The following is a 13839-nucleotide window of genomic DNA, read 5'->3' on the forward strand; positions in this document are numbered from 1 at the left end:
GCGGTTCCCGCGGGCCGCGCCGGGTGCGTGTGGCCATCGGTGCCGCTGGAACTACCGCCTGAGTGGTCGGTACCGCCAGGAAGGGGTGTCCCAAGCGGCGGAGCCGCTTTTCGGCGCTCAAGCAAACTGACCCGACGCGCTGTTCAGGCGGTGGCGGCCGATGTATCCGGGCTCCGGGGCGTAGCTGTCGGGGTGGGCGTCGATGCCGAGCAGGGCGGCGAGGTCTTGTTCGGCGAGGCTGGGGCCGTGGGCGAGGGCGTGGCGTAGCTGGCCGGCGGTGCCCGCGGGGTTCGGTCGGTGCGGCTGGTCGGGGTCGGTGGTCGGCCAGTGGACCGGGTCGGGCGCGCGGACCGGTGCGCGTGCCGGTGGGCCGGTCCGGTGCGGCGGGGTCGTGCCGGTGGGTTCGGCGGTCAGGGTGTGCACGGTGAGGGCGCCGGGTCCGGCTCCGGCGTGCTGACCGTGCCCGCCGCGCAGCGGGGCCAGCACGCTGCCCAGTGCCAGGGCCAGCACGGTGCCGAGGACGGGCAGCAGTCCGGCGGGTTCGTCGAGCAGGGCCAGCGGGTGCATCAGAACACCTCCCCGCTGCGGCCGAAGCGTTCCCGCAGCCTGCGGCGGGTTTCGGCCAGGCGTTCCTCCTTGGTGCGGCCGCGTTCGACGGCCGCGCTCATGCAGATGTCGCAGGTGGGCAGCAACCAGTCCAGCTCGCTCGGGTCGATCAGGACGACGTTGCTGCCGCACAGGGTTTCGCGGTTTTGGCCGGGACGGGTGCGCTGCCCGGCGTCGAAGGCGTGCCGGAACCCGTCGACCGGGTTCCACCACACCACCGGGCCCGGCCACTCGAACCCGTCCAACGGCACCTCGAGCATGGTGATCGCTCCTTATGTGATCCATACTTTGTGACCTTCACAAATAAGCATGATCCCTATTTTGTGAGGAATACAAGCTGCTTCACCTGATCGGGCGTTGCGTACGCTGCTGAGCGGCAAGGGCGGCAAGGAGGATCCATGGGATTTACTGGAAGTCCCCGGGTGTCGAAACGACGAATAGCTTTTGGGCTTACACGAATACGTCTGGATCTCGGCTGGTCACAGGCACATGTAGCGCGTCTGATGTCCTCTTCGGAGGGACGGATAGCCAACATCGAAGGGCAGCGCAACCTTCCCAAACCAGAGTTCCTGGAGAAGCTCCTTCGCATCTACGGACGCGAGGAAGAAACCGAGCAGTACCTCGCCCTGCTGGGGGAAGCGAAGGGCGACAGGGCAGGATGGGAGCACATCGATCTCACTGCTGATCCCATCGGTTACGAGGACTACCTGGGACTGGAACGTGGGGCTTCCAAGATCGAAGGCTACGAGTCACGGCTGGTTCCCGGACTGTTGCAGACCTACGACTACGCTCGTCACGTGATCCGGGGAAGGCAGCGCTCGGACAGCAACATGGAGCAGAAGATCGAGCTGCGAACTCGGCGTCAGGACATCCTGACTCGGGCCGACCACCCCGTTCGAGCGTGGATGATCATCGAGGAACAAGCCTTGGATCGCCCCGTCGGCTCGTCCGAAGTCATGGTCGATCAACTCGGGCACCTGCTGGAACTGGGCGATCTCGACAACGTGCAGCTGCAGGTGTGCCCCACCTCGCTGGGGCCGCACCCGGCGCTGACCGCGCCATTCACGATCATCCACGTGCCGATCCCCGATGATCCAGGCCTGGTGTGCTTCGAGACCCGCGTCAAAACGATCTGGTTCGACAAGCAGGCCGAAGTGGACCAGCACACGGAGATCATGGACCACCTGCGAACTCTGGCGCTTACGCCCGAGCAGTCACGTACTCTGCTCGACGGCAAGAGAAAGGAACTGCGATGAGTGACTTCCCCGCGTGCTTATGGCGCACTTCCAGCCGAACCAACGACACCGGCCACTGCGTCGAGGTCGCGTTGACCACCGGTGCGGTCGGTGTGCGGGACACCAAGGATCGGCGTGGTGGCACTCTGGTGCTCGCGCCGGAGGTCTGGTCGGCCTTCGTGGGACGGGTCAAGGACGGCGGCTGCGACCGCGGGTGAGGACCACGGCTGTTCCGTCCACTGTGCTCGTTGGTTGAGCGCTCGGAGCGCGGCCTGTTCGCCACGCCGGGGTGCGGGGTTTCACGGCGGTGATGCGTCGGTTCCGCTGACACCGGGTGGAGTGAACGGGCAGGATGCTGTCCGGTTTCGGATCGCGGCCCGCGTGGGCGAGGTGCGGAGTGCTCGTGGGCGGGTTCGTTGCCGAGGCCGCGGACAGCGCGTAGGCCGCTCCCCGGACACCGAAAGGCAGAGCTGACCCGTCGTGGACTTCAAGCGCGGATTCCGTCTCAGCGCCGTCGTCGTGGGCGGCGTGATGCTGAGCGGCGTGGTTCTCAGCATCGCTACGGCGGTGCGCTCCGATGTGTCGAGCGTGTACGAGGATGAAACGAGCGGACGCGAGTACAAGGACATGTCCACTGTGATCCCCTACTCGGATGTGACGGTCGCTGATCCGAAGGACGCGAGAGCCGAATACGTGTGCCATCTCGTTCCCGAGGAGGTCGCGGCGAGGTTCGGCCTCGAGCTCGAAGGTCGAAAGCTCTCCGACGGATTCACGCCGGAGGACCCCGACTCCTGCTCTCGGAGGAGCCAGGACCACGACGGGACCAAGAACGTGATCGTGGTGTCCGACGAGCACTCGATCGAGCAGTACTACGGCCGACCCACCGAGTACGACAACCCGGCGAAGTTGAAGATCGCCGGATATCACGCCGTACGGATCAACCAGCTGGATCCGATGAAGTGGGGGCGCTGCAACATCCTCATGGCGACTCAGGAGAACCAGACCGTCGAGTCCTACACGCGGGTGAGTCCCGATGACATCGGCGAGGTGGATCCGTGCGAGCTGTCGAAGAAGGTTCTGCGGCTGTCGGTGTCGTCGTGGCCCGCGGCGAAGTGAGCCCCGAGGGGGCGGGTTGAGCCGTGGAGCGGAGGCGTGCCGTGCGTACAGCTGTCCACCTCGGAGCGGCGGACTCGACGCTGGGACGCGTGACCTGATCGGCCTTAGTGAACCGGGGTGGGGAAGGTGGTCGCGCTCGATCGTGCTGACCGTGTGCGCGGTGTGCCCGGGTGAGCTGGTGGTTGCTCCGTTCGAGTGATCGGAAGGTGACTCGGGCACCACGTTAGGGTGTCGATCGTCATAGTGCGGACGGGCTGATTCCGCTGACGCCGGGCGTGGTGATCGGGCAGGATGTGGCTCGGTTTCGGACCACGACCTGCGTGGGGGAGGTACGACGTGACCCAGGACGGGTTCGCTGTTGACAAGGAGGGCCTGAGCAAGGCCATCGGGCAACTCGAAGACACTCGTGACAAGGCTGCCAAGTTATCTCGGGAGATGGGAAATGCGGCCCCGGGTGAGCTCACGGCCAAGGACGAGACTACCGGCCAGGCGCGTGAGGTGTTCGAGCAACGTATCAATGGTCCCGAAGGATCACTCACGAGTGCGGCTAACGATATAAGAGAGAGGCTTCAGGGGAAGATCGACTCGTACAAAGCGGTCCTGGGGGAGTACGACAAGGCCGAGGACAACGCGGACGCCGCGACCCGGGACACCGAAAGGCAGAGCTGACCGTCATGACCTTCAGCAGTGGATTTCGTCGTAGCGCCATCGTCGTGGGTGGTGTCGTGTTGAGCGCTGTGTTGACGGCGTGCGGCGGTTCCGGGGCCGAATCGCCGTCGATCGAGGACCAGTCCACAGGCACCTCTGATTCGCAGTCCTCCTCGGGGGCGGAGATCACCAACCCGAAGGATGCTGCGGCTGCCGATGTGTGCAGCCTGTTGCCTGTTGAGGTAGCTTCCCAACTTGGGTTCAAGGAGCAAGGCGAAAAAGAGTCCAGCATGACCAATCCGGAAGCTTCTGATGCCTGTTATTGGGAGAGTCCGGACGGTGGTGCGACCAAGAACTCTTTTGCGGTGTCCGACGGTCGGTCGATCCAGCAGTACTACGACAACCCTGATTCTTTCTACGATTTCAATAAGTTGAATATTTCCGGGTATCCTGCTGTCCGTGCTAACAAGGATGATCCGATGAGCGCGGGGAGTTGCAATATCTTCTTGGCTCCGAAGCAGGATCAGGTTGTTCAGTCACATTCGACTCTCAATGCTGAAGACACGGGCAAGGTCGATCCCTGTGCGCAGGCGAAGAAGGCTCTGAAGCTGTCGGTCTCGTCGTGGCCCGCGGCGAAGTGAGAGGTGGGGGTAATGTCTTCTGCTCCGCAGATGTGCTACATAAGCCAGGCGCTGCAGCTCCGCGCGAACATGGCCGGTTCCTCCGACGCGGCGAACCTGCCTTCGCCGCTTAAAGAGGGTGCTGAGCAGGTGAGCAACTCGGCGGGCGTGTTCCGAGACCTTATCGATGAAATCGGAACCGCGCTGAAGAAGGCCGAAGAGGCCCACACCGGCCGGGCCGCCGAGGCCGCCAACGCGTCGATCGCCGAGATCAAGCCGATCGCCGAGAACGCCGCGAAGACGGCCGAAGAAGTAAGCGGAAAGCTGGCCGAGCAGAACCAGAACCAGCACGGTACCTTCTACTCTCTCCCCATCGAGGGCGGCAAGCTCTCGGACGGGCGTCAGGCGCAGATGGAGCCGCCCGACAAGAACTGGGCCGAGCGCAACGGGGTGGACGACTTCCCCGGCCTGGGCTGGACCAGCGACTACGAGGACAAGCAGGCGCGGTTCCAGGCCACCAACGACGAGGCCCAGCAGGCGATGAGCCGCTACAACGCGCAGACCGCCAGCACCACCCAGTCCGTCCCCGAGTTCAAACCGCCGGACGACTCCGGCCGCACCGGCAACGACCAGGGCGGCTACGGCCGCGGCGCGGGCGGGATCATGGACGGCACCTCCTACGGCAGCGGTTCCGGCTCGGCCGGAACCAGCTCGGCCTGGGCCTCCGCCCCGAGCGGAGCCGGGGCGGGAGCCGGTGTGGGCGCGGGCGGCGTCGTGGCAGGCGGCTCCTACGCCCCCTCGGGCTCGAACGCGGCGGCGACACCAGCAGGAACCGGCTCCGCCTGGTCCACCCCGCCGGGCACGGTGCGCGGCCCGGACGGCACCCTCTACCGCCAGGGCTCCGACGGCAACTGGCAGCGGCAGAACCCCTACAACGGGCGCTGGGCCCCCTCCCCGCAAGGCCCTCCCGGAGGCGCGGGCGGCGGTGCTCGCGGTGGCGGCGCGGCCCCGCGCGGCGGTGCCGGCGCGGGAGCGGGCGGACGTGCGGGCGGCGGCTTCGGCCCGCGCGGCAGCGGCAGCTCGGAACTGGCCCCCGGCGGACGCTCCGGCACCGGCTCCTCCGGCTCCAAGGGCGGCGGCACCACCCCCACCACTGCGGGCGGAGGCGGCGCGGCCGGCGGCCGTGGCGGCGGCATGATGCGCGGCGCGGGCGGTGGCGGAGCCCAGCAGGGCGGCGAGGAGGAGGAACACGAGCGTCCCAGCTGGCTGATGGAGACCGAGGACGTGTTCACCAACGACATGCAACGCGTCGCCCCGCCCGTCATCGGGGAGACCCCCTACGAACAAGGCAACTGACGTGAGGTCGTCGGCTCGGTTGTCCTAGGCGGTCACTCGGCGGTGCGAGTTGCTGGGGTGGATGCTTCGGCGCGGCCGCGCCGAAGGCCTACTTCGAACGGCCGGGGCGGACGACACCGGAGGAAGAACTGCCGAGCACCGGTACCGCGAGCGGCCGAGCACGGCCCCCACGGCACGGCCGCTCGCCACCCCCGCGGCAGGAACAAGCGGAAAAAGCGGAAAGTGATGGCGCGCAACCAGATCTCGATCAGCCCGGTGGCAGCGGCCTACCTGTGCGAGCGCTACGACATGCGCCCGCACCCGATGCTGCGCATCGGGACGCTGCCCGGCGAGCCGGACGAGCAGCAGCGACGCGAAGCCAGTGACCAGGGGCGACGCGAACTCCAACAGCAGGGGGTGATCGACACCGACGAGGTGCACCCCTTCCTGGACGACGCCTGGCACCTGCTGGCGCACCCGCCGCTGGCGCTCGGGGTCGCGGTGCTCGACCACAGGCGCGAGAACTTCAACGCCGTGCTGGTCGAACAGGGGCGCAACACCTTCCAGGCCTACCAGGCCGACGGGGAGGACAACGAGACACTGCACGACATCGTGCTCACCCGGCACGACCAGGGCGGCGTGACCGGCAACGCGGTCAACCTGCTCGGCGAGCTCAGACTCGCCCCCGGCGGCTCGGCCAGCCTGCCCACGGAGCTGCTGCAGAACGCGGGCGACCGCATGTCCGCCGACCCGAGCGGCAGCGCGCTGACCGCCCTGGCCGCCTCCGGGGTGCGCCGGGAGGACGCTCAGGTGCTCGGCAAGGCGATCAGCGCGAAGCGCAGCATGGAAGCCCTGATCACCGTCCGCCTCTACGACCAGCGGGTGCGCCGGACGCACACGCTGCCGTTCGGCCTGCAGGTGCTCACCACCGAGGACGGCTCCTACATGACCCAGCGCAAACCCGGGGGCGACGGCCGCGAGTGGTACACCATGGCCCCCGCCGACGGGCGCAAGATATCGGCCAAGATCGACGAGATGATCCAGCAGCTGCGCGCCTCCATGCAACGGTAGGAACCACCGCCGAGGCGGTGCCGACCCGGCGGGGCGACGACGCCCATCCGACAGAGCCACTCCACGGGGATTAAAAGACTTTCATCTCCGTTTCATCCCGAGTCGGCCCGCACCGGTCCAGGGTGGTGGAACATGAGATCGACATTACGGACCGCCCTGCTGGTGACGGCCCTCGTGCTGCCGGCCGTGGCAGTGCTCGGCGTCTACGCGCTGAGCAGCGCCCCCCGGCAGCCCGAGGTGCCGGAGCGGGTCCGCGTCGTCCACACCTCCACGGAAACACCGCCGCCCCCGCCGAGCCCCCAGCGCTCCCCGGCCTCCCCGAACACCTCGAAACCCCCGTCGCGGGCACCCGCGCCACCGGAGGACGACGATCGCGACGACGAGGACGGACTCGGTCCGCCCGCCCCCGACGACGATCGCGACGATGACGAGGAGTGACCCGGCACGGCCACGCGGCACCCGCGCGCCCGCCCGGGTGCGGATCATGGCGTGGCTGCTGCTGGTGCTCGTGGTGGTGCTCGGCACCGTCGTGCTGCTGGTGCGCCAACACCTGCACAACCAGGCCACCGACCGGGTGACGACCTCCCTGGAGCAGGAGGTCGGCGAGTTCGCCAGGTTCGCCGCGGAAGGCACCCCCTCGGCGGGGTCCTCCACCGAACCGGAGAAGCTGTTCCGGTCCTATCTGAGCAACCAGTACCCGGACACCTCGGAAGCGCTGATCGGGGTGTGGCGGGGGCCGGACGGCCCGCGATCGCTGCCTCAGGCCCAGGACGACGGGATCAAACGCATCGTGGGGGACCCGGCGCTGCTGCGGCGGATCACCACGAGCCCCGGGACCTCCGGGATGGAACGAACCGAGGCCGGTCCGATGCGCTGGGCACGGGTACGGGCCGTGACCGGCGGCGAACAGCGGGCCTGGTTCGTCGTCGCCCGGTTCACCAGCGAGGACACCGCGCAGGTCGACCGGATCGTCCGGACGCTGGTGCTGGTCAGCGGTATCGGGGTCGTAATGGCCGCCGTGGCGGCCTGGCTCGTCGCCGGAGCGATCCTCGCCCCGGTGCGCCAGGTGCGGCGGACCGCGGCCGAGATAGGCGAACGGGACCTGACGCAGCGCATCCCCGTCGAGGGGCGCGACGACATCGCCGCGCTGGCCGAGCAGTTCAACGGGATGCTGGACCGCCTGCAGGAGGCGTTCGCCGCCCAGCGGGAGTTCGTCGACGACGCCAGCCACGAGCTGCGGACCCCGATCACCATCGTGCGCGGCAACCTGGAGCTGCTCGGTCCGGACCCCGAGGAGCGCGACGAGGTCGTGCGGCTGTGCACCGACGAGCTGGACCGGATGGGCCGGATCGTGGAGGACCTGCTTGTGCTGGCCAAAGTGGACCGGCCGGACTTCGTCACCCCGGAGCGGACCTCCGTGCTCGAACTGATCAGCGACATCGACGCCAAGGTCCGGACCCTGGGCGACCGGCGCTGGATCCTGGAGCACATCGCCGACGGGGAGGTGCCCGTTGACCCGCAGCGGCTTACCCAGGCCGTGGTGCAGCTGGCGCAGAACGCCGTCCAACACACCGGGAAGGGCTCCGAGATACGGCTGGGCTGCGCGCTGACCGAGGGCAGGCTGACGCTGTGGGTCAGCGACAACGGTCCAGGAATCGACCCGGCACAGCTAGCCCGGATCTTCGAACGTTTCGCGCACGGCAACGAGCGCCGCGGTGGTGCCGGACTCGGACTGTCCATAGTGCGCGCCATCGTCGACGCCCATCACGGGCAGGTGCGGGTGCGTTCGGAGGGCGGGGCGACTTTCGAGATCGAGATCCCCGTTCCGGTCCCGGACGAACGCAGTGAGGAGCCCTGTTCATGAGCAAGATCCTGATCGTCGAGGACGAGGACCGCATCGCGCGGTTCATCGAGAAGGGGCTCTCCGCCAACGGTTTCGCCGCCACGGTGGTCGGCGACGGGCAGAGCGCGCTGCACTACGCGATCACCGGTGACTTCGACCTGATCGTGCTCGACCTCCGGTTACCCGACCAGGACGGATTCGTCGTGCTGCGCAGGATGCGGGACCAGCGCGTCAACATCCCGGTGGTCATCCTGACCGCCAGGGACACGGTGCACGACACCGTCGCGGGGCTGGAGGGCGGTGCCGACGACTACATGACCAAGCCGTTCCGGTTCGAGGAGCTGCTGGCGCGGGTCCGGTTGCGGCTGCGATCCTCGGACGGCGCTCCCGAGACGACCGCGCTGAGCAACGGGGAGCTCTCCCTGGACCTGCGCTCCCGGCGCGCCCGGATCGCGGACACCACGGTGGACCTCACGGCGCGCGAGTTCGCGATGCTGGAGCTGTTTCTGCGGCATCCGGGCCAGGTGCTCTCGCGGGAGCAGATCCTGTCGCACGTGTGGGGGTACGACTTCGACCCCGGTTCGAACATCGTGGACGTGTACGTGCGGGCGCTGCGCCGCAAGATCGGAGCCGAGCGCATCGGCACCGTCCGCGGGATGGGCTACCGGCTCGGGAGGTGATCAACCGGGTGAAGACCCTTTCATGTCGGTTTCAGTCCTCCCTCAGATCCGCGGCGGAGTCTCGTGGTTGTCGGCGCAAGCACGGAAGAGAAGGGGAAGACCTTGCGCAACAAGAAGCGGATTTGGATCGTGGCCGCGGTGACGAGCGCGCTGGGACTCGGTGGTGCGGGGCTGGCCCTCGCCGGTGAGGGCGCGTCGAACGCACCGCAACCCTCCGGCGGGCAGAACGGCGCTGTCACCAGGGACGACGACCGGGATGACGCCCGCGAGGATCGCGATGACCGCCGGGACGACCGGGACGATCGTCGGGACGACCGGGATGACCGGGACGACGGTCGCGTCGGGACCGATGACGATCACGACGACCGGGACGGCGACCGCGACGACGACAAGGACGACGACCGGGAGGACGGGGACGACGGAGATGACGGCCGCGATGACTGATCCGCTCGTTATCGCTGTCGGGACGGTGTGACACCGGTTTCCCCGGAGCGCCACGCGCGGCGCTCCGGGGAGTCGCCGGCGCGGAACACCCGAGCAAGCAGCTCGCCGCGCTGTCCGGTGTCGTGGCACCCCGCAGCGAGAGCCCGCGAGAGGTTCCCCGCACCGCCGGGCGAAGGGACGGACCAAGTCCTACCTCGTCAGCTCAGTCCGGACTCCCCTGCCAGCTCGACCAGCATCGACTCGAACAGCCGGCCGGCCTGGCTGACGTCGAAGGGGAACTGGTCGAACACCTCCAGCGCCACCTGCCCGTACAACCGAGCCCACCAGCGCAGCAGCAGGTAGACGGCCTCGGCGCTGAGCGCCTCCCGCGGCATGTCGATGCCCTCGGCCTCGAAGGCCTCGGCGAGATCGCGCCTGCTGTCCCCCAACCCGTCCCGCAGCTCTTCGGGGATGTGCGCGGGCGGCGACTCGGCCACCCCCTCGGCCATCAGTGGGCCGGCCACCTTGAGGAAGACACTGCCCAGCTCATCGCGGCGGGGCATCTCCTGCTCGTGGGCAGTGCCGCCACCGCCCTGCCGCTCGGGGCCGCCCCGCTTCCGCGTGCCCTTGGCCGCGGGGGTGGCGAACACGAGGGCGAACTCGCGCGGGTGGGCCAGCGCCCACCACCGAAAACCCCGGCACACGGCGAAAACCTTGCTCAGGTGGCCCTGCTCCGTGGGCATGGCCGCGGTCAACTCCGCGGACAGGTCGCCGCAGATGTCCTCGCGGATCCGCGAGAGCAGCTCCTCACGGGAGGCGTAGTAGCGGTACAGGGCCGGGGCCGTGATGCCCAGCTCCCGCGCGATGGCGCGCAGGGTCACCGCTTCCTGTCCCTCCCGGACCAACAGCTCGCGCGCCTGCCTGCGGATGTCGAGCTCCGTGGCGGCTCGGGACTGTTCACGCCGAGTGACTTCGTTCATGGGTCACTCCATCGGGTGCTCGTAACGGCAGTTGTCGTTACAGTGGGCGAAGTAAACGCCGTTAACTCGGGATCGGTGGCCGCAGCCACTGTACGGCCCCCATCACGTCGCCGGAGGTCCGCGTGTTCTCTTCCTGGGGATCCCTCGCTTACCGACATCGACTTCCCGTGCTGCTCACGGTGCTGCTCGTCGTCGTGGCGGGCGGAATCTGGGGGCTCGGAGTGTTCGACCGCCTCGGGCAGGGCGGCTACGAATCGCCGAACAGCGAAGCGGCCGAAGCCCAGGAGGTCGCCGACGGAGCCCTCGGTTCCACGGGCGGCGACGTGGTCGTGCTCTACGACGTCGGCGACGGCGCGAGCATCGACGACCCTGAACTGGGCAGCCGGATCCGGGACAGGCTCGCGGCGCTGCCGGACTCCGCGGTCGACGAGGTCACCTCGTACTGGTCCACCCCCACTCCCGCCCTGGCGAGCGACGACGAAACGGTAGGTCTGGCCACCATAGACCTCTCCGGGGAAGAAAGCGGCAAAACGGCCTCCTACGAACGCATCGCCGACCGGCTCGACGTCGCGGGCGCGGACACGGACGTGGCCGGGGACGTGCCGATGCAGGCCTCGATGAACCAGCACTCCAAACAGGACCTGGCCATGGCCGAGGCCGTCTCGCTTCCCGTGGTGCTGGTACTGCTGGTGATCATCTTTGGCGGCGCGGTCGCCGCCGCGCTGCCGGTGCTGGTCGGCGGGGCCGCCGTGTTCGGCTCGCTGGGACTGCTGCACCTGATCTCGCTGCTGACCGAGGTCAACACCTTCGCGGTCAACGTGGCCAGCCTGCTCGGACTCGGCCTGGCCATCGACTACGGCCTGTTCATGGTCGGACGTTTCCGGGAGGAGCTCGCGGCGGGCGCCGAGACCGGACAGGCGGTCCGGCGCGGTGTCAGCACCGCGGGCCGCACCGTCGTGTTCTCCGCGACCCTGCTGGTGATCGCGCTGGCCAGCCTGCTGCTCTTCCCGCAGAGCTTCCTGCGCTCGCTGGCCTACGGCGGCATGTCCTCGGTGGCGCTGGCCGCGGTGATCTCCCTGACCGTGCTGCCCGCGATCCTCGGGATGCTCGGGCACCGCGTGGACAAACTGGCGGTGCCGTGGCGCGGGAGGCGACGGGAAGCCGGAAGCGCCCCCGCCCGCGGGTGGTACCGCTTCGCCTCGGCGGTCATGAAACGCCCGCTGCTCACGGCATTGCCGATCATCGCCGTCCTGCTGCTGCTCGGCGCGCCCTTCCTCGGGACCAAGTTCGGCACCCCGGACGAGCGCGTGCTGCCGAACGACGACCCGGCCCGGCAGGGCATCGAGAAGCTCCGCGCGGAATTCCCCGCGATGAGTGGCGACAACGTCCGGATGGTCGTGGACGGCGGGCAGACCCCGCCCTCTCAGCCGGAGCTGAGCCGCTACTCGCAGCGGGTCTCCGAGGTTCCCGGCATCGGCGAGGTCCGGCCGGTGGGCAGCGGAGAGGGCGTCGTCGTGCTCGAAGCGGGTCTGGACGCCGAGCCGTTCGGCGAGCGCGCCAACGACGCGGTGGACGAGATCCGCTCGCTGAGCTCTCCGGGGGAGAGCGAGGTGCTCGTCGGGGGGATGACCGCGCTGAACCTGGACAGCCTGCGCGACACCGTCGACATGTTGCCCTGGGTGGCGGCCCTGCTGGTCGGGGCCACGCTGGTGCTGATGTTCTTCGCCTTCGGCTCGGTGGTGCTGCCGATCAAGGCCGTCGTGCTCAGCGTGCTGAGCCTTTCGGCCACTTTCGGCGTGCTGACCTGGATATTCGTCGACGGCCACGGGGCCGGGCCGCTCAACGTGACCCCGGCGCCGTTGTCGGTGGGCATCGTGGTGCTGATGGCCTCGGTCGTGTTCGGGCTGTCCACCGACTACGAGGTGTTCCTGCTGTCCAGGATGGTCGAGGCGCGCGAGGCGGGGGCCGAAACCCCGGACGCGGTGCGCGACGGGCTGGCCCGCACGGGCAGGATGATCACAGCGGCGGCCCTGCTGCTGATCGTGGTGACGGGAGCCTTCGCCTTCTCCAGCGTGGCGATGATGCGGTTCATCGGCGTGGGGATGATCGTCGCCCTGGTCCTGGACGCCACCGTGGTGCGGATGATCCTCGTCCCCGCGCTGCTGCGGCTGTTCGGCGACGCCTCGTGGTGGGCGCCGAGCGCGTTGCGGCGGAGGCGGCGGACCGGCGCTTCGGACGACGACTCCGGAGCCGCCCCCGAGCAGCACCGGCTGCAGTCGACGCGCTGATCCCGTTTGGGGTTTCCAGGAGCGGAGGCGACGCGCATGCTCGGGGTGGCGGGACGCGTCGTCCGTGAGCCCGCCGGTTCGGTCCCGCCGAGCGGGCGCGTTCGCGCGGCCTCGCGGACCGTCGGGGCGGGCCGCTGTGCGAGACTCACGGATTCGAGAGATGTCGGAGGTAACCCCATGACCGCGGAACAGTCCAATCGGGAAGGCGCCGCCGAACGGGAGAACGCGGGCGTGCTCGTTTACAGCCGACCCGGCTGCCCGTTCTGCACGACCCTGCGCGCCGGGCTGCGCAAGCACGGCGTCCGTTTCGACGAGGTCGACATCTGGGAGGACGAGCAGGCCGCAGCGACCGTGCGCTCGCTGGCCGCGGGCAACGAGACGGTACCCACCGTGGTGATCGGCTCGTGGTCGGCGGTCAACCCCTCCGCCGAAGCGGTGCGCGAGGCAGCCTCCGAACACGCGCCCGCGGCGTTGCCCGCGAGCGAGCCCGGGCTGGTGGACGGGACGCTGAAGGCCCTCGGGCTGCGGCGGAACGAGTCGTGACTTCTCGGCTGCCGTAGGTGGTTCTGATGAGCGGAACCTCTCGCGGGCTCTCACCGCGGGTGCCCGCGCGGCAGGAGGTTCGAGGGGCTGGGGTCAGCCGTACGGGGGGCATTACGACCGACCCCAGCGGTTGTGATCGTCGATGGCGCGATATCGACGAGCAGCAACTGTCCCAGTGTGACGCGTAAGAACCCGAAAAGGATGCGGTTTTGCTCCGAATGACCCCCGATTGGGGGTGTATTCGGGCGGATACCGCTGCAGAAATCGGATGATCGGGTGAAAAGTTCACCCGGTCACGTCCGGGTCAGACCCGGGCCGCTGTGGAGCACCGTCCCGCCGGGCGCGGGGTTCGCGGTGATCCGCGGCGGCACGACCGCGTCGGGGGTCTTTTCCGGGTTCTTCGGGGCGGGGAGTCCTCGGCCGAGCCGGTACGGGTTCCCGTCCCCGCCTC

Annotated in this window: 16 protein-coding genes; 13 read left to right on the forward strand and 3 right to left on the reverse strand. The window is 68.8% G+C overall.

Annotated elements, in window-relative coordinates; translation table 11 throughout:
- Positions 1 to 117: 117 nt before the first annotated feature.
- Together FHR84_RS20275 and FHR84_RS20280 are read right to left on the reverse strand one after the other, a co-directional pair.
- On the reverse strand, positions 118 to 567 hold the full coding sequence (locus FHR84_RS20275; protein WP_179537125.1) for a hypothetical protein: 450 nt from the start codon (positions 565 to 567) through the stop codon (positions 118 to 120).
- Positions 567 to 866: an HC3 family zinc finger protein gene (locus FHR84_RS20280; RefSeq protein ID WP_179537126.1), complete on the reverse strand. Its 300-nt coding sequence runs from the start codon at positions 864 to 866 to the stop codon at positions 567 to 569. Before FHR84_RS20280 ends, FHR84_RS20275 begins: the two co-directional genes overlap by 1 nt.
- A 138-nt stretch (positions 867 to 1004) precedes the next feature.
- On the opposite strand from FHR84_RS20280, the gene FHR84_RS20285 reads away from it, so the two are divergent.
- The 11 genes from FHR84_RS20285 to FHR84_RS20335 all read left to right on the forward strand — a co-directional run bounded on the left by FHR84_RS20285 (position 1005) and on the right by FHR84_RS20335 (position 9598).
- Entirely contained in the window at positions 1005 to 1862 is an 858-nt protein-coding gene (locus FHR84_RS20285; RefSeq protein ID WP_179537127.1) for a helix-turn-helix domain-containing protein, read from the forward strand.
- The gene (locus FHR84_RS20290; protein WP_179537128.1) at positions 1859 to 2059 is read left to right on the forward strand and encodes a DUF397 domain-containing protein; all 201 of its coding nucleotides are present in this window, start codon (positions 1859 to 1861) and stop codon (positions 2057 to 2059) included. Before FHR84_RS20285 ends, FHR84_RS20290 begins: the two co-directional genes overlap by 4 nt.
- Before the next feature lie 262 nt (positions 2060 to 2321).
- Positions 2322 to 2957, forward strand: a complete 636-nt coding sequence (locus FHR84_RS20295; protein WP_179537129.1) for a DUF3558 domain-containing protein — start codon at positions 2322 to 2324, stop codon at positions 2955 to 2957.
- A 336-nt stretch (positions 2958 to 3293) separates the two neighbouring features.
- Positions 3294 to 3626 carry a hypothetical protein gene (locus tag FHR84_RS20300; RefSeq protein ID WP_179537130.1) on the forward strand — a complete coding sequence of 111 codons (333 nt, stop codon included), beginning with the start codon at positions 3294 to 3296 and terminating at the stop codon, positions 3624 to 3626.
- A gap of 5 nt (positions 3627 to 3631) precedes the next feature.
- Positions 3632 to 4246 carry a DUF3558 domain-containing protein gene (locus FHR84_RS20305; RefSeq protein ID WP_179537131.1) on the forward strand — a complete coding sequence of 205 codons (615 nt, stop codon included), beginning with the start codon at positions 3632 to 3634 and terminating at the stop codon, positions 4244 to 4246.
- Positions 4247 to 4258: 12 nt separating this feature from the next.
- On the forward strand, positions 4259 to 5581 hold the full coding sequence (locus FHR84_RS20310; protein WP_246300848.1) for a hypothetical protein: 1323 nt from the start codon (positions 4259 to 4261) through the stop codon (positions 5579 to 5581).
- 225 nt (positions 5582 to 5806) lie between these two features.
- Positions 5807 to 6631 (forward strand): ESX secretion-associated protein EspG, encoded by an 825-nt coding sequence (locus FHR84_RS20315; protein WP_179537132.1) that lies wholly within the window; start codon positions 5807 to 5809, stop codon positions 6629 to 6631.
- A 132-nt stretch (positions 6632 to 6763) separates the two neighbouring features.
- Positions 6764 to 7069 (forward strand): hypothetical protein, encoded by a 306-nt coding sequence (locus tag FHR84_RS20320; RefSeq protein ID WP_179537133.1) that lies wholly within the window; start codon positions 6764 to 6766, stop codon positions 7067 to 7069.
- The gene (locus FHR84_RS20325; RefSeq protein ID WP_179537134.1) at positions 7056 to 8495 is read left to right on the forward strand and encodes a sensor histidine kinase; all 1440 of its coding nucleotides are present in this window, start codon (positions 7056 to 7058) and stop codon (positions 8493 to 8495) included. Before FHR84_RS20320 ends, FHR84_RS20325 begins: the two co-directional genes overlap by 14 nt.
- Positions 8492 to 9154: a response regulator transcription factor gene (locus FHR84_RS20330; protein WP_179537135.1), complete on the forward strand. Its 663-nt coding sequence runs from the start codon at positions 8492 to 8494 to the stop codon at positions 9152 to 9154. Before FHR84_RS20325 ends, FHR84_RS20330 begins: the two co-directional genes overlap by 4 nt.
- Before the next feature lie 63 nt (positions 9155 to 9217).
- On the forward strand, positions 9218 to 9598 hold the full coding sequence (locus FHR84_RS20335) for a hypothetical protein (RefSeq protein WP_218863503.1): 381 nt from the start codon (positions 9218 to 9220) through the stop codon (positions 9596 to 9598).
- A 197-nt stretch (positions 9599 to 9795) separates the two neighbouring features.
- Here FHR84_RS20335 and FHR84_RS20340 read toward each other — a convergent pair whose 3' ends face one another.
- A complete protein-coding gene (locus tag FHR84_RS20340; protein WP_179537136.1) occupies positions 9796 to 10557 on the reverse strand; it encodes a TetR/AcrR family transcriptional regulator in 762 nt (253 codons plus the stop codon).
- Positions 10558 to 10679: 122 nt separating this feature from the next.
- Between FHR84_RS20340 and FHR84_RS20345 the strand changes: the two genes are divergently transcribed.
- The gene (locus tag FHR84_RS20345; RefSeq protein WP_179537137.1) at positions 10680 to 12845 is read left to right on the forward strand and encodes an MMPL family transporter; all 2166 of its coding nucleotides are present in this window, start codon (positions 10680 to 10682) and stop codon (positions 12843 to 12845) included.
- 177 nt (positions 12846 to 13022) lie between these two features.
- The gene (locus FHR84_RS20350; RefSeq protein ID WP_179537138.1) at positions 13023 to 13388 is read left to right on the forward strand and encodes a glutaredoxin family protein; all 366 of its coding nucleotides are present in this window, start codon (positions 13023 to 13025) and stop codon (positions 13386 to 13388) included.
- Positions 13389 to 13839: the final 451 nt, after the last annotated feature.

Origin of the sequence: Actinopolyspora biskrensis, assembly GCF_013408175.1 — a bacterium.
In the GTDB taxonomy this organism is placed as follows: domain Bacteria; phylum Actinomycetota; class Actinomycetes; order Mycobacteriales; family Pseudonocardiaceae; genus Actinopolyspora; species Actinopolyspora biskrensis.

Excerpts from the sequence above, each read along its gene's own strand:
- FHR84_RS20285 (WP_179537127.1), top strand. The coding sequence starts at position 1,005 with ATGGGATTTACTGGAAGTCCCCGGGTGTCGAAACGACGAATAGCTTTT.
- FHR84_RS20315 (WP_179537132.1), top strand. The coding sequence starts at position 5,807 with ATGGCGCGCAACCAGATCTCGATCAGCCCGGTGGCAGCGGCCTACCTG.
- FHR84_RS20275 (WP_179537125.1), bottom strand. The coding sequence starts at position 567 with ATGCACCCGCTGGCCCTGCTCGACGAACCCGCCGGACTGCTGCCCGTC.
- FHR84_RS20330 (WP_179537135.1), top strand. The coding sequence starts at position 8,492 with ATGAGCAAGATCCTGATCGTCGAGGACGAGGACCGCATCGCGCGGTTC.
- FHR84_RS20290 (WP_179537128.1), top strand. The coding sequence starts at position 1,859 with ATGAGTGACTTCCCCGCGTGCTTATGGCGCACTTCCAGCCGAACCAAC.
- FHR84_RS20340 (WP_179537136.1), bottom strand. The coding sequence starts at position 10,557 with ATGAACGAAGTCACTCGGCGTGAACAGTCCCGAGCCGCCACGGAGCTC.
- FHR84_RS20350 (WP_179537138.1), top strand. The coding sequence starts at position 13,023 with ATGACCGCGGAACAGTCCAATCGGGAAGGCGCCGCCGAACGGGAGAAC.
- FHR84_RS20320 (WP_179537133.1), top strand. The coding sequence starts at position 6,764 with ATGAGATCGACATTACGGACCGCCCTGCTGGTGACGGCCCTCGTGCTG.
- FHR84_RS20325 (WP_179537134.1), top strand. The coding sequence starts at position 7,056 with ATGACGAGGAGTGACCCGGCACGGCCACGCGGCACCCGCGCGCCCGCC.
- FHR84_RS20305 (WP_179537131.1), top strand. The coding sequence starts at position 3,632 with ATGACCTTCAGCAGTGGATTTCGTCGTAGCGCCATCGTCGTGGGTGGT.
- FHR84_RS20280 (WP_179537126.1), bottom strand. The coding sequence starts at position 866 with ATGCTCGAGGTGCCGTTGGACGGGTTCGAGTGGCCGGGCCCGGTGGTG.
- FHR84_RS20310 (WP_246300848.1), top strand. The coding sequence starts at position 4,259 with ATGTCTTCTGCTCCGCAGATGTGCTACATAAGCCAGGCGCTGCAGCTC.